Raw genomic sequence first — 19,101 nt, forward strand, 5'->3', positions numbered from 1 at the left:
AAATAAAAAGAGCTCGACAAATGTCGAGCCCTTTTCGATTACTTCGCCTCGTTGTAGCGTCTTGCAACTTCTTCCCAGTTTACAACATTCCAGAACGCCGCAATATAGTCTGGACGGCGGTTTTGATATTTTAAGTAGTATGCATGCTCCCAAACATCTAAACCAAGAATTGGTGTTTTTCCTTCCATAAGCGGTGTATCTTGGTTTGGTGTGCTTGTAATTTCTAATTCACCGTTATTCACAACAAGCCAAGCCCAACCAGAACCGAAACGAGTTGCAGCTGCTTTTGAAAATTCTTCTTTAAATTTTTCAAAGCTGCCAAACTTTTTATTAATCGCTTCTGCTAATTCACCTGTTGGTTCGCCGCCGCCATTTGGTGAAAGAATCGTCCAGAAAAGAGAGTGGTTCGCATGTCCGCCTCCGTTGTTGCGAACAGCCGTGCGAATATTTTCAGGAACTGCATCTAAATTCGCCAATAACTCTTCAATTGTTTTATTTTGTAACTCTTCATGTCCCTCTAATGCCGCGTTTAAATTTGTCACATACGTATTATGATGTTTTGTGTGGTGAATGTTCATCGTTTCTTTGTCAATATACGGCTCCAATGCGTCATACGCGTAAGGCAATTGTGGTAATTCAAATGCCATACCAATTCCTCCTTTTAAAAATTTATGTAGTCGCTCGCTTACGAAACCGTTTTTCATCATTAAGAAACAGGAATGTTTCGTAAGTTGGCTTAATTTAAGAGTACCAAAATTGCTAGAATGTTTCAATTTATTTGCAAAAAAACCTCGCTGTAAAAACAGCGAGGTTCATGATGGACCCTGCAGGACTCGAACCTGCGACCAGACGGTTATGAGCCGTCCGCTCTAACCAGCTGAGCTAAGGGTCCATAATTTTTATTATGTTTTTTCTTACCTCTTAAACGTTCGTCCCAATCTCGGTATGTTTACTCAAGCTACGGCTCGATGGTACGCTGATGCTCTTCCTTTGCAGCTTATTCGGACACGCTCTGACCAGCTCAGGGAGCGATTTTCCGTTGCTAATTTTAACAAAAAATTGATGAGGCGTCAACGCACTTCACTTAAAGACAAAACTATTGTACGATTAGCATCAAAAGCAGTAGAATGAACATGGATGATTGTAAAAGGGTGTGTGAATCGATGACAATGTTTAAGCAACTGTTTGTAAGCCTCTATTCTCCTGTACATATCGCACGTTTTCGCTTTCAAAAAATCGGAAAAGCCATCGGATATGTTTTCTTTTTAACCTTTATTGCTGCGCTTCCAATGGGTGCTTACTTTGCTGTCAGTTTAAATAAAACGATTGTCAATGCAAGTGAACTGCTAAAGGATGAATTGCCTCCTTTTGAAATTATCGATGGCAAACTCGTCTCTTCTGCTACAGAACCCATTGAAATTTTTAAACCCGGACTGACGATCGTCTTTGATAGTACAGGAACATTAACAAAGGATGACGTGGAGCGATATCCAAATGCGATTGGCTTATTGCAAAAAGAAGCTGTTCTCGTCGCCAATACACATGCTCAATACTACAGTTATGCCATGTTGCAAGATAGGCAAATAAATGCTGAAGACATTCACGCCTTTATTCGCACCGTACAGTCGCTTTTACCAGTTATTATTCCGGTGTCATTTCTCGTTTTATATCTTTTTACAAGCGCCACGAAATTTGTTCATATTACCATTTTAGCTTTTATCGGCCTCATTTTGAAAGGCACTCTCAATAAACGAGGAAACTATCGGCAAATGTGGACACTATCGGCCTACTCCATTACGTTATCGACCGTTTTTTTCACCATTATGGAATCGCTGCAAATTGTCGTTCCGTATGCTGTGGCACTCGACTGGTTTGTATCCATCACGGTTTTGTTGCTCGTTATTAAAGAACTTCCATCGCTAAAGCAATAAGCAGGCTTCGCAAAAAAGCCTGCTTATTTTTATAACCGAAACGATTTTGTTAAATCAGACAACGATTGTGATAACGCATTTAATTTTAAACCAATTTCATATGTACCTTTCATTTGTTCCATTTGATGCTCAGAAAACGAAAGCATTTGCTCCGCGCTTGCTAATGTTTGTTGCGCGACCGATGCAAACTCAAGCGTCGCTTTCTCCATCATCGGCAGTGAGTCGCTGAATATTTTTAACTCTTCTTTCATTTTCGCTAAGTTCCTGCTGACGCGAGAAATTTCGTTCATTAAATGATCAAATGACTGTTTGGCTCCATTCGCATTCGTTAAATGAGCATAAAGATTGGTTGCCATTTCTTCAAACTGTGAAGTTGCTTTTCCCGCAACCTCTTCCATTGCAAAAATCGATGTTGTAATTTCTTCTGTTGCGGTTGCTGATTGCTCGGCCAGTTTTCGCACTTCATTCGCCACGACAGCAAACCCTTTTCCTGCTTCACCTGCTCTAGCCGCTTCGATCGCCGCGTTCAATGCAAGCAATTTTGTTTGTTCGGCAATTTGACGAATTAAATCCACAATTTTCGTAATGGAAATCGAATGTTGTTTGACTCCCTCAATCGTTATTTTCATTTTTTGAAAATCGTCAGCAAACTCATGAATTCCCTCAATTAAATTCTCCATTCTCTTTTCGCCATCAATAGCAGATACATCCATATCTTTGGCGCTACCAGAAATTTTATCCATACTTTTCCACACAACATTCATCCGCTCTTTCATCTGCTGAAAATGATGAACGCTTTCATCGGATGATGCTGCCGTTTCTTCCGCTCCGTGCCTGACCATTGAAATCGCATTCATTAGCTGATCATTGGACTTCAGTGCATACTCTGAAGTTTGTTTCAATTCATCGCCTGTTTCGGAAAGCTGTAAAGTCGTCTGGCCAATTTCTACAATGATTTTTTTCATGCTTGTTAGCATTCGATTAAAGCTTCTCACAAGCGACTCAATTTCAGGAGTCGTTGAATAAATATTCTCCGTAACGCTTAAGTCTCCCCTTGACAATTTACTCATCGCTGCGCGCAATCGGGAAAGCGGATTGGTCAAGCTGCTTACTAACCATTTAATCATAAGAGCTGATACAATCATGCTGACAATAATTGTCGTAATGGTTAATCTCGATAATTCATAAATCGGTTTCATAAATAATTCATCTGGAACAACAATAATGTATGTACCCTTGAGCTCTTGAATCGCTTTGTAAGCAAACGTATAGTTTTTACCATTCACTTGAAAATGGGATACGCCATTTTTTTGTTTACGGATGGTATCGATCATTTCTTTCGTAAATGAAAATGTTGTTTTTTTATTTGCCTCAAACGGTTGAACTCCCTTTTCATCTAATAAAAAAAATTCTGCCGCCAAACCATCTTGCATTAATTCTGACTTTTGTTGATTAACGCTAAAGTTAAATTTTTTTTGAAAAAGCGTTTGATCTCCTGCGTGAATGTACATTAAGCTGCGAGCAATTTCGTACATCATCGTTGCTTCGCGCTCTAAACGATTTTCTATTGCGCTTGTGATCGCTTGTTTCGCTTTATCATATGCAATAAACCCGACCACACTAATCGAAACAATGAGCGAGCCCAAAAATAAAACAAACAATCGATTTTGCAAGCTAACTTTTAACAGCGACTGTTTTACGTTGATGATTCGCCCCTTCACTCCAATTCCTCCTTTTCGACAATCACAGACAAATTGTACCAACGAAATGTTAACGCCATGTTAAGGTTGTTTAAATTTTCAAGCGCATATTTTCGTTGGACGGGCCATAAACATGAACCAAATCGTTTTCTTTGGGGGATTGTGGTGTGAAAAAACTATTGCTTTTGCTCACAATATGTTTTATTTTCTATATCGTTTATCACGATTTAACGAAAGGGACGCTCCCAGTTGCAACAACCGCAGCAACGCCACCGAAGGAAAACATTCCTGTTCCATATAAAATCGTCAAGGTGAACGCAGGGGATACGCTTCTATCCATTGTTGAGGAAGAATTGAATCAATCTCTTCCTGTTTCCATTGATCGTCTGATCCGAGATTTTCACTCGTTAAATCCGGGAGCGAAAGCCGAGTCATTGCAAATCGGGAAGAAATACCGAATCCCAATCTACACAAAATAATTGTCAATTTCACAAAAACATTGTTACAATAATTCAGAAAGAAAATTTGAGCCATATTTTCTTGGCATGAACGAATATGTATGATAAAAGATGTCGGAAACTCAACTTTAATTTATCCCGATTTCAAAGGAGAGAATCATGCGTGAGTGAAATCATTCATCGTTCCAAAACCCGCCCTGTTCGTGTTGGTAACATTACAATCGGCGGAAATAACGAAGTCATTATTCAAAGCATGACAACAACGAAAACACACGACGTTGAAGCAACGGTTGCTCAAATAAAACGTTTGGAAGAAGCCGGATGTCAAATCGTCCGCGTCGCTTGCCCGGATGAACGCGCAGCAAACGCGATTGCTGAAATAAAAAAGCGCATCAACATTCCGCTTGTCGTCGATATTCATTTTGATTATCGTCTCGCTCTAAAAGCGATCGAAAACGGTGCGGATAAAATTCGGATCAATCCAGGAAATATCGGACGCCGCGAAAAAGTGGAGGCGGTTGTAAAAGCGGCAAAAGAACGCGGTGTTCCAATTCGGATTGGCGTAAACGCCGGTTCGCTTGAAAAGCGAATTTTAGACAAATATGGCTATCCGACGGCTGATGGAATGGTTGAAAGCGCATTGCACCATATTCGCATTTTAGAGGAACTCGATTTCCATGATATTATCGTTTCCTTAAAGGCTTCCGACGTTCGTTTGGCGATTGAAGCATACGAAAAAGCAGCAAGAACGTTTGATTATCCGCTTCACCTCGGCATTACCGAATCGGGGACATTGTTTGCCGGAACAGTGAAAAGCGCGGCTGGTCTTGGCGCCATTTTAAGCAAAGGAATCGGCAATACGATTCGCGTTTCACTGAGCGCGGATCCTGTTGAAGAAGTAAAAGTGGCTCGCGAGCTGCTCAAAGCATTTGGCCTTGCTTCCAATGCGGCCACGCTGATTTCTTGTCCAACATGCGGCCGAATTGAAATTGACCTGATTCGCATCGCAAATGAAATTGAGGAATATATTGCAAAAATTAAAGCGCCAATTAAAGTAGCTGTTCTCGGTTGTGCTGTTAACGGTCCGGGGGAAGCGCGTGAAGCTGATATTGGAATCGCTGGGGCGCGCGGTGAAGGATTGCTTTTCCGTCACGGAAAAATTGTACGCAAAGTACCAGAAGAAACAATGGTCGAAGAATTGAAAAAAGAAATCGACAAATTAGCAGAAGAATACTACGCTAAACAAAAATAAGAGGGGAAAACTCCCCTCTTTTTTCACTAAAATATATTTACCAAAATCTAAAAAAGAAACTTAAAATGATGGAAACTGCTCCTATCCCGATCGCCCACGATCCTAACGTTTCTGCTCCTCTTCTTCGAGCGATGAAACCGAAGATAATTCCTGCAGCTCCCATAATTATTGGCATAATGAAAAGTGAAACAACAGATAAAGCAAGCGCTAGCCAACCAAATCCTCGGCCGTTTTCTGTCTCTTCCGCATATTGACGCCTTTCACCGAATCGAATCGGTTCTGATACCTCTCCCGCCGTTTCTTCCATAAAATCTGCTTCCATGTTTGGCACTGTATCGGCTTGAACTGAACTTTCGTTATACTGATTACGCTCATTCGCCATCATTGTTCCCTCGCTTTCGTTAAATGAGGAGCAATATTAGTATGAAACGATCAAAGCGGAATTATAGATGCTACTTTATGTAAGTGCTATAATAGCATGAGAAACATGATGGAGAGGAAGTGTAGTAATTTTGCGAAAACGACGACTAGGCATTGACATCGATGGAACCGTGACATGTCCGAGCACATTTATTCCGTATTTAAATGAATCATTTAATAAAAATTTAACGCTTGAGGATATTACTGACTACGATTTGCTTCCATTTTTAGAAACAACCGAAGAAGAACTCAATCGTTGGATGGAAGAATATGAACCAATCATTTATAGCCGGGCTCCTTTAGCTCAACATGCACTCGATGTCATTAATGAGTGGAAAAATGAGTATGAATTATATTATATTAGCGCCCGAGGAAAACATTTATACGAAATTACAGAGAAATGGTTTAAAGAGAATAACGTTCATTACCATCATATTGAATTGATCGGTTCACATGATAAAGTGGACGCAGTAAAAAAGTACAAAATTGATGCTTTTTTTGAAGATAAGTACGATAACGCTTGTGCCATCGCTGAGCAATGCAACATTCCGGTTATTTTATTTGATACTCCGTACAATCGAGGACCGCTTCCAAACGGTGTCATTCGGGTTTATAACTGGCTTGAAGCCAAAAAACATATCGAGCATTTTTTTGAAAAAACAAAGCTGACTTGAACTGTTGTTCAGTCAGCTTTTTCCATTACATAACAGGACGGGCATTTTCCGTATATTTCAAATTTATGTCCGGATATTTCATATCCTTGCAAATCCTCTAACAATTGATCCATTGGACAAGTAATGATTTCTTTCGTTTTCCCGCACGTCATACAAATAAAGTGATGATGATGGTGAGTATCGCATTTAAAACGAAAATGTTTTTCCCCTGAAAGCTCGGTCATTTCCAATATTCCCAATTCCACAAATACCGATAAATTCCGATAAACCGTATCGAAACTTAACCCAGGATAACGTTCCTTCATTACATCAAGCACATCTTTTGCCGTTAAATATTTATCCGTTTGTGCAAATAATTCAAGCATCTCTTCGCGTTTTCCCGTATGCTTAAACCCTTTCTCTTTCATAAGCCGAATGGCTTCAGCAACGTTCACGCTTTTCATCCTCTCTTCCATTTTTTCCATCCTATTGAACCCATTAAAATAAGAACGGCCAATAACACAATTGTTCCGCCGGGTGCTAAATCTAAATAGTAAGAAAGCATGAGCCCGGCAATGACCGCAACTTCGCCAAACAACACAGACAGCCACATCGCTTGCTTGAATCCGCGCGCTAGGCGAATGCTTGCAGCAACAGGAAGCGTCATGAGCGAAGAAACGAGCAAAATGCCAACGATACGCATCGATGCGGCAATGACTAAAGCGACAAGCACAATAAAAATGAAATGAAGCGCCTTCACTCTCACTCCAGAAGCTTGTGCATATTCTTCGTCAAAAGAAAGAAGAAAAAGTTCCTTATACAGCGCCATAATAACCATGATCACTAAAAGCGAAATGAGTAAAATCGTCCAAACATCTTCTCGGCTTACCGCGCTAACACTTCCAAACAAATATGAAAATAAATCCGTATTAAACCCGTCCGCCAGCGAAATAAAAATAACGCTTAACCCGATTCCTCCTGATAAAATAATCGGAATCGCTAATTCTTGATAATGTTTATACACGGTGCGCAGTTTTTCAATGAACAATGAACCCGCTACTGAAAACGCCATGCCGATATATAGAGGATTAACGGTTGAAAAAGCAAATACCTTTTTCTGTAATAAAAGGCTTGCGGCGATCCCCGATAACGTCACATGGCTAAGCGCATCAGCGATGAGCGACAAGCGGCGGACGACAATAAACACTCCTAATAACGGAGCAATCAAACCGATTAAAATACCGGCTAAAAAAGCATTTTGTAAAAATTGATATTGAAACAGCGCCTCGATCATTCACAGTCCCCCTCTTATGCATGATCATGCGTCAGCAAATGGAGATGATGCCCATAAAACATCGATAAATCTTCCGTTTTTAATTTTGCAAACTCGCTGACGCTGCCATGGAAATGTAAATGCTTGTTTAAACAAGCAACGTGTGTCACTTTTTCTGTGATCGTTCCGATATCATGCGTCACAAGCAAGAGGGTTATGTTCAACTGTTTATTTAAACGCTCTAACATATTATAAAAATTTTGAACGTGATGAACATCTACCCCAACCGTCGGTTCATCTAAAATAAGAAATTCAGGTTGGGAAACGATCGCACGAGCGATAAACACACGTTGTTGTTGCCCGCCAGAAAGCTCACCAATATTCCGATGAACAAAATCGCTCATCCCGACCGCTTCGATCGCCTCAAACACAGCTTCTTTATCCTTTTTTTTCAATGAGCGAAACAAACCGATTTTTCCTGTTAAACCGCTGGCGACTACTTCATAAACCGTCGCCGGAAATCCTGTATTGAAGCTGTTCGCTTTTTGCGAAACGAACCCAATTTTGTGCCACTCTTTAAATTGGGCAATCGGCGTTTCAAACAAAAAGATTTCTCCCTCTTGTGGCTTTAATAATCGTAAAATGCACTTTAATAATGTCGATTTTCCTGATCCGTTTGGACCGACTAAGCCAACAAAAGCACCTTTTGGAATCGACAAGTTAATGTCTTGTAGCACATACTCGTCATCATAACGGAAAGACAAATGGCGAATTTGTAAAATAGATTGTTCGTTCATCTCCGAATCACCTAAATTAAGAATGGTTACGATTTAACTACAAACGTAGTATACATGAGCGTGGTCTGTTTGTAAATAAAACGGTTTCGATTAATGAACAGCCGATTTAAAATTCCCGTTTCCTTTCTATAATATGATAAGCTTAATTTTCCAACATGAACAAGCTTTTCTGCCACTCCCCAGAACGAAAACGCCATCAGACAAATGAATTTGTCTGCTATGCGTTTCACGTTCGGGATCGGCATGCTAGAAGCATGCCGAGGCGGCAAGAAAAATCTTGCCGCCTATGGCAGAAAAGCGGTCTTCTATTCATGATGAAATATGTCGGAAACTCAACTTAAATCTATACATGCTGTCCGCTGTATAACATCTTCCCCCATTGTTTTTTTCGTTATACCACGACAAAAATGGGCGCACGCCTTCTCTTTCTTTTCATATCGTGAAGAAGAGGAGGGGAAAGCATGAACATTTATCACAAAATTGTTCAACAAAAAATAAAATCGCTCACGGCGGACGAGTTAATGACATATGGGAAAGAATATGGCATCACGCTTTCTAAAGAAGAGGCGATAAAAATCATTGAACTCATTCGCAAAGAGACGATCGATGTCTTTAATGCAGAGGAGCGAATCAAATGGATTCGAGAATTAGCAAAACTGACATCGCCACAAATTGCCAAACAAGCAAATGAGCTATTGCGCCAATTCGTAAAGTAAAAGGCTGTCCGCTTCGACAGCCTTCGATTATTCCATCATTATTTTTTCTCGGAAATCCGGGTCAAATTGTTGAGCGCGCAACATGGCAATTTCGAATTTATATGGCGGCTTTTGTGAGTTTTTATCTTCGCCTACATATGGCGTTTCTAAAATTTTTGGAATGTGTGTGAGCTGTGGATGATGAACGATATAATTTAAAGCAGCAAAACCGATATGACCAAAGCCGATGTTTTCATGCCGGTCTTTTCGGCTGCCGCACGGATTTTTACTATCATTAATGTGCAACACTTTTAAACGATCGAGACCAATAATTCGGTCAAATTGTTCTAATACACCGTCAAAATCATTTACGATGTCATAGCCGGCATCATGTGTATGGCACGTATCAAAGCAAACCGATAGCTTGTCATTATGGGTCACGCCGTCAATAATTTTCGCTAATTCTTCAAAGCGACTGCCGCATTCAGATCCTTTTCCTGCCATCGTTTCAAGGGCAATTTGCACATTTTGATCACGCGTTAACACTTCATTTAACCCTTCAATAATTTTCTGTAATCCCGCCTCAATTCCAGCACCGACATGGGCTCCTGGGTGGAGAACAAGCTGTTTGGCTCCAATCGCTTCTGTTCGCTCAATTTCCGAGCGCAAAAATGAAACACCGAGCGAAAACGTATCTGCATTGACCGTGTTTCCGATGTTAATAATGTATGGAGCATGAACAACAATTTCTTCAATGCCATGCTCTTTCATATGGGCGAGTCCAGCGGGAATGTTTAATTCTTCAATCGGTTTTCGACGCGTGTTTTGCGGTGCACCTGTGTAAATCATAAACGTATTCGCACCATAAGAAACGGCTTCTTCACTCGCCGCAAGCAACATTTTCTTCCCGCTCATCGATACATGAGAACCAATTTTTAACACTTTCTTCTCTCCCTTATTTTATTTCTTTTTTCATCCCTTACCTTATTTCTTTTTCATTCGAAGCAATCGTTTTCTCTGTTTTTCTAATTGTTCACGCAATTTTTTCTTATAACCAGGTTTTACTTTTTTCTGCTTCTTCGCTAATTTTTCTACAAGCTCCTCTACTTCATCTTGTTTCTTTTCTTTTTTTCGACCGTTCCATGCATCTAGCTCTACCCATTCGCCATCGCGAAGATCGCGATGAAGGAAGTGGATTCCTTTTTTCTCTAATTTCACTAACGTATGCTGATCAGATGGTTCATAAATTGTTGCCGCAATACCCGAATAGCCGGCGCGCGCTGTTCGACCGACGCGATGAACGTAAAAATCAAGGTCGGTTGGCAACTCATAGTTAATAACATGGCTTACACCTTCAATATCAATTCCACGTGCGGCTAAATCGGTCGCCACAATATATTGAAACTCCAAATCACGAATTTGTTTCATCATTTTTTTGCGCTCACGCGGTGTTAAATCACCGTGCAACACGCCCACTTTCAACCCTTTTTCAATAAGCTGATTCGCCACTTCATCCGCCATTTTCCGCGTATTGACAAACACGATCGCTAAATACGGATTGTAAGCAAGCAATACGTCGTGTAAAAGCTGCAAACGATCACGATGACGCAACGGAATCAAAACATGTTCAATGTTTGCGGCGGTTACTTGCTTTGGTGCGACATGAACATATTTTGGATTTTCCATATACTTTTTCAAAAACGGTTTTAGCTTTTCTGGAATCGTTGCGGAAAAGACAAGCATTTGCAGTTTTTCAGGCATTCTTCCTGCAATTTGGTCGACATCGACAATAAATCCCATATCGAGCATTAAATCTGCTTCATCGACAACCAATGTATGTGCTGTATGCACAAATAACGCTTGCTCGCGAACGAGATCGTTAATTCTTCCTGGCGTGCCGATGACAAGATGAGGTTGTGTTTTTAATTTTTCAATGGTGCGCAATTTATCCGTTCCACCGACAAAACAACGCACTTTTATTTCTTGGCCTGATGGACAAAATTTTGTAATTTTTAACGCTTCATGATAAATCTGTGTTGCTAGCTCTCGCGTCGGAGCAGTAATGACCGCCTGCACTTCCGCTACATTTGGATCGATGTTATGAAGAATGGGCAATAAATATGCGTGCGTTTTTCCTGTCCCTGTTTGAGACTGACCGACCACGCTTTCCCCGCGCATAACAGCAGGAATGACGCGCTCTTGAATTTCGGTCGGTTTATAAAACTGTAAACTTTTAATCGCCTCTATGATAAACGGTTGAAACGCAAAACGCTCAAACAATGTTTTTTCCATGTTTTTCAACTCCTTTCCGATCCTTTTTCACGGAAAAAACGAACCAATTAAATATTATATAGGATTGCGAATCGCTCATTCAACTCTATAGACAGTTGCGCATATTGTGTAGGTAGAAATAAAAGAAAGGAGGGATCGATTTGCGACATCCTTTTATGCCCCCGTTTCCACCGCGAATGACACCGATGTTTCCGCAACCAATGATGCGGCAGCCAATGTTTCCGCAACCAAGAATGGGCGGAATGTTTGCGCGATTGTTTGGCAGCCAAACACCTCTTCAAGGGATCGGCGGAGGTGCTGGCGTAACCAATATTGAGACAATGCTCGCAAACGTACAAAAGATGTTAAACATGGTTCAGACGGTTGGCCCAATGGTACAACAATACGGCCCATTAGTCAAAAGCTTGCCATCCATGATGAAATTGTTTCGCGAATTAAAAACGAATGATGAGAGTGAGAAAAAAGAAACAGAACAAAAAGAAACGGAAAAATCAAATAAAACGGAAGAAAACAAAAAACGTGACATTCCAAAACGAGAACAAGAAAGAAAAACAGAAGAAAAAGGAATATCCAAACCAAAACTTTATATTTGATGACATCGTTTCTTTGTATTCTTGCTTCTTCTCTTATATAATAAAGAAGATTACAAGAGTTACGCGAGAAGGAGCGATGAAATAGAGATGGAAGTCATTAAAATTACACCTCGTGGATATTGCTACGGGGTCGTCGATGCGATGGTGATTGCTCGCAACGCTGCTTTAGACCCAACGTTGCCAAGACCGATCTACATTTTAGGGATGATCGTTCATAATAAACATGTGACCGACGCCTTTGCTGAAGAGGGAATTATTACGCTCGATGGCCCGAATCGCCTGGAAATTTTGGAGAAAATTGATAAAGGAACCGTTATTTTTACGGCGCATGGCGTTTCACCCGAAGTAAAACGCCGCGCGCGCGAAAAAGGTCTTGTAACCATCGATGCAACTTGCCCAGATGTGACAAAGACACACAATTTAATTCGTGAGAAAGTCGCTGACGGATACGAAGTCATTTATATCGGAAAAAAAGGACACCCTGAGCCAGAAGGAGCGATCGGGGTTGCTCCGCATGCCGTTCATTTAGTCGAAACGATCGAGGACGTGGAACGATTAACCATTCAAAGCGATAAAATTATTGTCACGAATCAAACGACGATGAGCCAGTGGGATGTCGCTCACATTATGGAAAAAGTGAAAGAGAAATATCCACAAGTCGAAATGCATCGCGAAATTTGTTTAGCGACTCAAATTCGTCAAGAAGCAGTAGCTGAGCAAGCGAAAGAGGCAGATGTGACCATTGTCGTCGGCGACCCTCGCAGCAATAATTCGAACCGACTTGCTCAAGTGTCTGAAGAAATCGCGGGAACAAAAGCGTATCGCGTTGCCGATGTAACCGAAATTGAAATCGAGTGGATTAAAGACGCCAAAAAAGTAGCGGTCACCGCCGGAGCTTCAACCCCAACACCAATAACGAAAGAAGTCATTGATTTCCTTGAACAATTCGACCCGAACAATCCAGAAACATGGAAACGAGAACGAAAAGTGCCGTTATCAAAAATTTTACCAAAAGTAAAACAAAAAAGAGGCGAATAGCAATCGCCTCTTTTTTAAATAAACGTAAACGGCTCTGTGTTTACTTCTGATTCATATACGTCCACTGCAAAACGCTGCTTTGCAAATTGTGTTCTCAATACTTCAGCTAATCCTTTTTTCATCACTTTCTCGACATTATGTCCCGGATCGACAATATTGATCCCTAACATCATCGCATCGTGAGCAACATGATAATAAAGATCGCCTGTTACATAAACATCCGCACCGCTCATTTTCGCTTGATGGATATATTTATTTCCATCACCGCCGATGACCGCTACTTTTCGAACACGGCTTGATCTGTCGCCAACCACGCGAACAGCAGGAACTTCGAATGATTTTTTGACATGTTCAGCAAACTGCTCTAACGTCATCTCTTCTTTTAACTTTCCTATTCGTCCAAGGCCAAATACATGCCCTTCGTTGTCTAATGGATAAATATCATAAGCGACTTCTTCATATGGATGGGCCTTCAGCATGGCTTGAATGACTTTGCGTTGAATCGATGCTGGAAAAATCGTTTCAATTCGCACTTCCTCAACCATCTCTAGCTTTCCTTTTTCACCGATAAACGGATTCGCTCCTTCTTCCGGCAAAAATGTGCCAATGCCGCGACTATTAAAGGTGCAATGACTGTAATTACCAATATGTCCTGCACCCGCATCACCAATGGCTGCACGAACGGCGTCCGCATGCGTTTCCGGCACGTAAACGACCAGCTTCTTCAATTTTTCTTCATATGTTGGGACAAGCACTTGAACATCTTCTAATTGAAGCGCTTCCGCTAACCAATCATTTACGCCGCCTTCAGCGATATCTAGGTTCGTATGGGCAGCATAAATCGCAATGTCATGTTTGATGCATTTTTCAATCATTCGACCATATGGCTGATCGGTAACAATTTGTTTAAGCGGACGGAAAATGGGCGGATGATGCGCAATAATTAAATCAATCTTCTTTTCAATTGCCTCATCGATCACTTCCTCCAAAACATCCAAAGCGATCATCATCCGCTGAATCGGTTTATTTAACGTGCCAATTTGCAAGCCGATTTTATCCCCTTCCATCGCTAAATGCTTCGGCGCAAATTGTTCAAGTAATTGAATAATTTCATATCCATTTGGCGTTTTCACCGCAATGCCTCCTCAACCATCTTTAATTTTCGTGTTAGCTCGCGTTTTTTCTCATCCGCTTCTTTCGTTGTTGCATGTTTCAACTGCTCAATAATTTTTCGCCACTGATTCATTTCCATCGTCCATTTTTTTCGAAACGCTTCGTTTTGTTCTTTTATTAAAAATGGTCCGAGCAATAATTCTACTTCTAATTGTTCATACGGCTTTTTTCCGTCACCTTTTTCAGCGACTAATACTTCATAAATTCTCCCGTCTTCTTCTAAAATTCGTTCAGTGATGAGCTCCCAATCGTGTTCAAGCAGCCAGCGTCGAACGATATGGGCACCGACATTTGGCTGTAAAATAAGCCGCTTGACACCAATCAATTTTTCTTTCCCGGCATCTAAAATATTGGTGATTAACGTTCCACCCATACCGGCAATCGTAATGCAATCGACTTCATTCGGCTCAATTACTTGCAAGCCATCCCCTTTACGAACGGAAATGACATGCGCTAAACCCGATTTTTTTACTTGTTCTTGTGCAGAACGAAGCGGACCGTCTGCCACCTCTCCAGCAATCGCTCCCTTAACATACCCATGCAAATAGGCATAACAAGGCAAGTACGCATGGTCAGATCCAATATCCGCCAACATGCATCCTTTCGGAATAAAAGAGGCGACCGTTTCTAGCCGTTTCGAAAGCTGTAATTCATTCATGACGTTCACCACTCTATTTTTTCTCAGTTTAACATATTTTTTATGGAAAAGGAAAAAGCCCTTCACCGAAGTAGGGCTTTTACCGTTTCATTATTTTAACTCAGCAAGCCATTTTGCCATTTCTTCCGCTTTGTCAGCAGGAACTAAACCCGCTGGCATGTTGCCGCGTCCGTTTACTAAAACGTCTTTAATTTGGTCTGGAGATAGACGATCACCAACACCTTTTAATGCTGGACCTACGCCGCCTTCATAGTTTGCTCCATGACAGCCAACACAGCTTTGTTTGTAAATATCCTCTGGATTTGCCGCCGCTGCTTCTTCTGTCTTTGCTCCGCCTTCTTTCTCAGCAGCAAGCTCTTTCATATCCCCTAATCCTTTGAAGGACAAGAAAAAAATTAGGCCGATCCCAAACACCATAATAAGAGCGAATGGGATTAACGGATTTCGGTTCATATCCTTACCTCCCTTATGTATAAAGCATACTTTCCAAAATGAAAACGTTATAAACAACTTTATTTTACTGTAAATTGTCGAGAAGGAAAAGCCCTACACCTCAAAATTTTTCAAAGAAAGAATGAGAAGAGAACAAGAAAAAGCCCCAGAGCTCCGGAAATAGAAAAATATAAAAATTTTAACCGCCACCCAACAAAAAGCCACAACAAACAGTTGAGCGTAATCGCAAGGCGCAACACCATCGTTTCTCCTGGAAAATACCATTCGCATATTCGAACGGAAAGAAGAAGTAAAATAAGCGCTCCGATCATTAGCGGAATATGGATGAATGCGCGCTGCTTTGCAAAAAAAAGTACGGCACTCAAACAAATTATGACAAAAAGTGACAAAAGGAGCATTTGCAAAACGAAAGACAATTCAGTAAAATAAATGACAAGTAAAGTAATCGGTACCAACAGACAAATCGTTACAAGAAGTGATAAGCGCAGTAAACGCATAAAATTTTTGTTTCTTTTCTCTTTTTTTGTATATTCATGCTCGTTTCCTTCCGTATATAACGCTAATAAATAATCGCAATATTGTTCTGGTAAAAGGCGCGTCTGTTTCCAATACTTAATTTCATTGATGATAATTTCTTTACGCTTTTGTTCCATTGAATGCGCATTCCTTCCTAAAAAAAGAAATAGCTTACTTCTATTGTAAGAAGTAAACTATTTCTTGTAAATGTTTATTCTAAAAAGTCTTTCAGGCGCTTGCTTCGGCTCGGATGACGCAATTTTCGCAACGCTTTTGCTTCAATTTGGCGAATGCGCTCACGCGTCACGCCAAATACTTTTCCAACTTCTTCAAGCGTCCGCGTCCGTCCGTCATCTAATCCGAAGCGAAGACGAAGAACATTTTCTTCACGATCTGTTAACGTATCAAGCACATCTTCTAACTGTTCTTTTAACAGTTCATAAGCTGCATGTTCAGCAGGAGAAGTTGTATCTTGGTCTTCAATGAAATCGCCTAAGTGAGAGTCGTCCTCTTCACCAATTGGGGTTTCAAGTGAAACAGGTTCTTGAGCGATTTTCAAAATTTCGCGAACTTTCTCTGGCGTTAAATCCATTTCTTCCGCAATTTCTTCTGGAGTTGGTTCGCGGCCAAGATCTTGCAACAATTGACGCTGAACGCGAATAAGCTTGTTAATGGTTTCAACCATATGAACAGGGATGCGAATTGTCCGCGCTTGGTCAGCAATCGCTCGCGTAATCGCTTGACGGATCCACCAAGTGGCATACGTACTAAATTTATATCCTTTGCGGTAGTCAAACTTTTCAACAGCTTTAATTAAGCCCATATTTCCTTCTTGGATAAGGTCTAAAAAGAGCATTCCGCGACCGACATAGCGTTTTGCAATGCTTACAACAAGGCGAAGGTTTGCTTCTGCCAAACGACGTTTCGCTTCTTCATCGCCTTGTTCGATTCGCTTCGCTAATTCAATTTCTTCTTCAGCAGACAACAACGGAACTCGACCGATTTCTTTTAAATACATGCGGACAGGGTCATTAATTTTTACACCTGGCGGAACACTTAAATCATTTAAGTCAAACTCTTCTTCATCTTTCACGAGATCATCTAAATCAGAATCGTCTAAATCAGGGTCATCTAAATCAGATTCACCGACCACTTCAATTCCTTGTTCATTTAAATATTCGTAATATTCATCCATTTGGTCAGAATCTAATTCAAATGGGGATAATCGTTCAGCAATTTCTTCGTACGTGAGAACACCGCGTTTTTTTCCTAATTCAACTAATTGCTCTTTTACTTGCTCTAACGTTAATTCGGAATGTGTTGACTTTTCAGCCATCGATTCCCCTCCTTCCAAAACTTGAAGAAATAGAATGTAATGATTTTTTAATCATTAAAATTTCGCTGGCAATCATCGCTGCTTGCTTGTAGTCCTTTTGTCTTTCTGCTTCGCGCAACTGCTCCTCTTTTTGTTTGAGCATTTGCCATTTCGGATAATTTAATACACATTGAATGTAGTCTCGCAACTCTGCTTCGGACACATGTTCATTGATCAATAACATCGATAATTCCGTGGCAACTCCCTTTAAGTGCGAATCCGGCAACCGCTCGATAAATGAACTAACATCCGGTTCGTTTCCTTCTTCGTAAAAAGCGTATAAATAAGCGACAATCGCCCGATGCTCTTCAATATTAAAAGCGCCTTGGATCGCATTTTGAACCGTTAAAGCAATTTCCTTATCGCGCAACATGTGCGCAATCAACATTCTTTCCGCATTGTGGAAAGCGGGGAGCAATTTCGTATTAGCTACAGGCCGCGGAATTTCAATCTTTTTTTGCGCCTTTTTTCGAGTGCGCTCATACGATTTGATTTGTTCGCGTAACACATCAAACGAAATGGAAAATTCGTTTGCTAATTGGCGCAAATAATGATCAACTTCAATCGCATTGTTTAATTGACTAATCTCTTTCACAGCGTCTTCTATATAGCGAAGGCGTTCGCTCTCATCTTGAAGATTCCGACCTTTTTTCAAGTAATTTAGCTTAAACGCCGTTAATGAGATACTTGCGTCAATTACGTCCGCTTTGAAGCGTTCAGGACCATATTGACGAACATAGTCATCCGGATCTAGCCCTTCCGGCATTGTAGCAACTTTAACATAACATCCGGCTTCTGCAAGCATTTCCGCTGCTCGAAGCGTGGCATCTACACCTGCTCGATCTCCGTCGTAGCAAATAATAACAGACTCTGCATTGCGACGAATCGTCCTCGCTTGTTCTTCTGATAATGCGGTTCCCATCGTGGCAACTGCATGATGGATTCCTGCACGTACAGCGGCAATGACGTCAGCAAATCCTTCAAACAAAACCGCTTGTTGTTTTTGCCGAATATGTAGCCGTGCTTCATGAAAATGATAGAGAATTTTTCTTTTATTGAAAATAGAAGTTTCTGGGCTATTTACATATTTCGGCTCACCGCTACCAACAATTCTTCCTGAAAAAGCAACCGTTTCGCCTTGGTGATTATGAATCGGAAACATAATGCGGTTGCGAAAACGGTCAAAGTAAGAACCATCTTCCTCTTTTTTACTAACAAGACCAGCTTTCTCCATTAGCTGCAACGAAAAACCTTTGCTTGCCAAAAATTTCGTTGCTGCATCCCATGAATTCAACGCATAACCAATTTCAAACTGATCGATGATTTCACGGGTGAAGCCGCGGCTCAACAAATAATCAAGGGCAACTTGCCCTTCTTTCGTATGAATAAGCAAATGATGATAAAATTTTTTCAGAAGATTATGCGCTGCAATCATTGCAGCCGTCTCTGTTCCATTTGCAGTTGGGCGATCATCAATATGCGACAGATCGATGTTCGCTTTTGGGGCTAAACGCTTGACCGCCTCGATAAAAGTGAGGCCTTCCATCTCCATCAGGAAAGAAAAAACGTTGCCGCCTGCCCCGCAACCAAAGCAATGGTAAATTTGTTTTTCTGGTGACACGGAAAACGACGGTGTTTTTTCGCCATGGAAAGGACATAGTCCAAAGTAGTTTCTTCCTTGTTTTTTTAACTGAACATATTCGCTGACGATTTCAACAATATCGACGGAACGACGAATGGATTCAATCGTTTCCTCAGGAATGCGATATCCCATGGCTTACAACAGCTCCACGATTTTGACATATTTTTTCATTTTTCGACATG

22 protein-coding genes and 1 tRNA gene are annotated in these 19,101 nt (G+C 40.9%); 7 read left to right on the plus strand and 16 right to left on the minus strand.

Annotated elements, in window-relative coordinates; all coding sequences use genetic code 11:
* Positions 1-38 precede the first annotated feature (38 nt).
* Together sodA and EDD69_RS08985 are read right to left on the minus strand one after the other, a co-directional pair.
* Positions 39-647 carry a superoxide dismutase SodA gene (gene sodA / locus EDD69_RS08980; protein WP_132948627.1) on the minus strand — a complete coding sequence of 203 codons (609 nt, stop codon included), beginning with the start codon at positions 645-647 and terminating at the stop codon, positions 39-41.
* Positions 648-818: 171 nt separating this feature from the next.
* Positions 819-892, minus strand: a tRNA-Ile gene (locus EDD69_RS08985).
* Between the two features lie 271 nt (positions 893-1,163).
* Between EDD69_RS08985 and EDD69_RS08990 the strand changes: the two genes are divergently transcribed.
* Entirely contained in the window at positions 1,164-1,931 is a 768-nt protein-coding gene (locus tag EDD69_RS08990) for a DUF1189 domain-containing protein (protein WP_132948628.1), read from the plus strand.
* 29 nt (positions 1,932-1,960) lie between these two features.
* On the opposite strand, the gene EDD69_RS08995 is transcribed toward EDD69_RS08990, so the two are convergent.
* Positions 1,961-3,652, minus strand: coding sequence for a methyl-accepting chemotaxis protein (locus EDD69_RS08995; RefSeq protein WP_243643083.1), 1,692 nt, complete (start codon positions 3,650-3,652; stop codon positions 1,961-1,963).
* 146 nt (positions 3,653-3,798) lie between these two features.
* Between EDD69_RS08995 and EDD69_RS09000 the strand changes: the two genes are divergently transcribed.
* A complete protein-coding gene (locus EDD69_RS09000) occupies positions 3,799-4,110 on the plus strand; it encodes a hypothetical protein (protein ID WP_132948630.1) in 312 nt (103 codons plus the stop codon).
* A gap of 142 nt (positions 4,111-4,252) precedes the next feature.
* Entirely contained in the window at positions 4,253-5,341 is a 1,089-nt protein-coding gene (gene ispG / locus EDD69_RS09005; protein ID WP_132948631.1) for a flavodoxin-dependent (E)-4-hydroxy-3-methylbut-2-enyl-diphosphate synthase, read from the plus strand.
* 37 nt (positions 5,342-5,378) lie between these two features.
* Here the strand turns inward: ispG and EDD69_RS09010 are convergent, their stop codons facing one another.
* Positions 5,379-5,723 (minus strand): DUF4190 domain-containing protein, encoded by a 345-nt coding sequence (locus EDD69_RS09010; protein WP_132948632.1) that lies wholly within the window; start codon positions 5,721-5,723, stop codon positions 5,379-5,381.
* A gap of 130 nt (positions 5,724-5,853) precedes the next feature.
* On the opposite strand from EDD69_RS09010, the gene EDD69_RS09015 reads away from it, so the two are divergent.
* Positions 5,854-6,435, plus strand: coding sequence for a 5' nucleotidase, NT5C type (locus EDD69_RS09015; RefSeq protein ID WP_132948633.1), 582 nt, complete (start codon positions 5,854-5,856; stop codon positions 6,433-6,435).
* A gap of 8 nt (positions 6,436-6,443) precedes the next feature.
* Here the strand turns inward: EDD69_RS09015 and zur are convergent, their stop codons facing one another.
* Genes zur through EDD69_RS09035 form a run of 4 tightly spaced genes read right to left on the minus strand, consistent with a single transcriptional unit; the run spans position 6,444 to position 8,753 of the window.
* A complete protein-coding gene (gene zur / locus EDD69_RS09020) occupies positions 6,444-6,869 on the minus strand; it encodes a zinc uptake transcriptional repressor Zur (RefSeq protein WP_132948702.1) in 426 nt (141 codons plus the stop codon).
* Positions 6,870-6,874: 5 nt separating this feature from the next.
* A complete protein-coding gene (locus EDD69_RS09025; protein WP_132948634.1) occupies positions 6,875-7,708 on the minus strand; it encodes a metal ABC transporter permease in 834 nt (277 codons plus the stop codon).
* Between the two features lie 14 nt (positions 7,709-7,722).
* Positions 7,723-8,484: a metal ABC transporter ATP-binding protein gene (locus tag EDD69_RS09030; RefSeq protein ID WP_132948635.1), complete on the minus strand. Its 762-nt coding sequence runs from the start codon at positions 8,482-8,484 to the stop codon at positions 7,723-7,725.
* A 26-nt stretch (positions 8,485-8,510) separates the two neighbouring features.
* Positions 8,511-8,753 (minus strand): hypothetical protein, encoded by a 243-nt coding sequence (locus EDD69_RS09035; RefSeq protein WP_132948636.1) that lies wholly within the window; start codon positions 8,751-8,753, stop codon positions 8,511-8,513.
* Positions 8,754-8,945: 192 nt separating this feature from the next.
* On the opposite strand from EDD69_RS09035, the gene EDD69_RS09040 reads away from it, so the two are divergent.
* Positions 8,946-9,200 (plus strand): DUF2624 domain-containing protein, encoded by a 255-nt coding sequence (locus EDD69_RS09040; protein ID WP_132948637.1) that lies wholly within the window; start codon positions 8,946-8,948, stop codon positions 9,198-9,200.
* 27 nt (positions 9,201-9,227) lie between these two features.
* Here EDD69_RS09040 and EDD69_RS09045 read toward each other — a convergent pair whose 3' ends face one another.
* Together EDD69_RS09045 and EDD69_RS09050 are read right to left on the minus strand one after the other, a co-directional pair.
* Positions 9,228-10,121, minus strand: a complete 894-nt coding sequence (locus EDD69_RS09045) for a deoxyribonuclease IV (RefSeq protein WP_132948638.1) — start codon at positions 10,119-10,121, stop codon at positions 9,228-9,230.
* Between the two features lie 42 nt (positions 10,122-10,163).
* On the minus strand, positions 10,164-11,471 hold the full coding sequence (locus EDD69_RS09050) for a DEAD/DEAH box helicase (protein WP_132948639.1): 1,308 nt from the start codon (positions 11,469-11,471) through the stop codon (positions 10,164-10,166).
* A 140-nt stretch (positions 11,472-11,611) separates the two neighbouring features.
* Between EDD69_RS09050 and vrrA the strand changes: the two genes are divergently transcribed.
* Positions 11,612-12,064, plus strand: coding sequence for a VrrA/YqfQ family protein (gene vrrA, locus EDD69_RS09055; protein ID WP_132948640.1), 453 nt, complete (start codon positions 11,612-11,614; stop codon positions 12,062-12,064).
* 87 nt (positions 12,065-12,151) lie between these two features.
* Positions 12,152-13,102, plus strand: a complete 951-nt coding sequence (locus tag EDD69_RS09060) for a 4-hydroxy-3-methylbut-2-enyl diphosphate reductase (RefSeq protein ID WP_132948641.1) — start codon at positions 12,152-12,154, stop codon at positions 13,100-13,102.
* A 14-nt stretch (positions 13,103-13,116) separates the two neighbouring features.
* Here EDD69_RS09060 and EDD69_RS09065 read toward each other — a convergent pair whose 3' ends face one another.
* From EDD69_RS09065 to dnaG, 6 genes are all read right to left on the minus strand, one after another.
* On the minus strand, positions 13,117-14,235 hold the full coding sequence (locus tag EDD69_RS09065) for a Nif3-like dinuclear metal center hexameric protein (protein WP_132948642.1): 1,119 nt from the start codon (positions 14,233-14,235) through the stop codon (positions 13,117-13,119).
* Positions 14,232-14,933 carry a tRNA (adenine(22)-N(1))-methyltransferase gene (locus tag EDD69_RS09070; protein ID WP_132948643.1) on the minus strand — a complete coding sequence of 234 codons (702 nt, stop codon included), beginning with the start codon at positions 14,931-14,933 and terminating at the stop codon, positions 14,232-14,234. The genes EDD69_RS09065 and EDD69_RS09070 overlap by 4 nt, the downstream gene beginning before the upstream one ends.
* Before the next feature lie 90 nt (positions 14,934-15,023).
* Entirely contained in the window at positions 15,024-15,386 is a 363-nt protein-coding gene (cccA, locus tag EDD69_RS09075; RefSeq protein WP_132948644.1) for a cytochrome c550, read from the minus strand.
* A gap of 110 nt (positions 15,387-15,496) precedes the next feature.
* Positions 15,497-16,039: a hypothetical protein gene (locus tag EDD69_RS09080; protein WP_132948645.1), complete on the minus strand. Its 543-nt coding sequence runs from the start codon at positions 16,037-16,039 to the stop codon at positions 15,497-15,499.
* Between the two features lie 74 nt (positions 16,040-16,113).
* Positions 16,114-17,238, minus strand: a complete 1,125-nt coding sequence (gene rpoD / locus EDD69_RS09085) for an RNA polymerase sigma factor RpoD (protein ID WP_132948646.1) — start codon at positions 17,236-17,238, stop codon at positions 16,114-16,116.
* Positions 17,231-19,051: a DNA primase gene (dnaG, locus tag EDD69_RS09090; protein ID WP_132948647.1), complete on the minus strand. Its 1,821-nt coding sequence runs from the start codon at positions 19,049-19,051 to the stop codon at positions 17,231-17,233. The genes rpoD and dnaG overlap by 8 nt, the downstream gene beginning before the upstream one ends.
* Positions 19,052-19,101: the final 50 nt, after the last annotated feature.

Source organism: Thermolongibacillus altinsuensis (assembly GCF_004341205.1).
Classification (GTDB): domain Bacteria; phylum Bacillota; class Bacilli; order Bacillales; family Anoxybacillaceae; genus Thermolongibacillus; species Thermolongibacillus altinsuensis.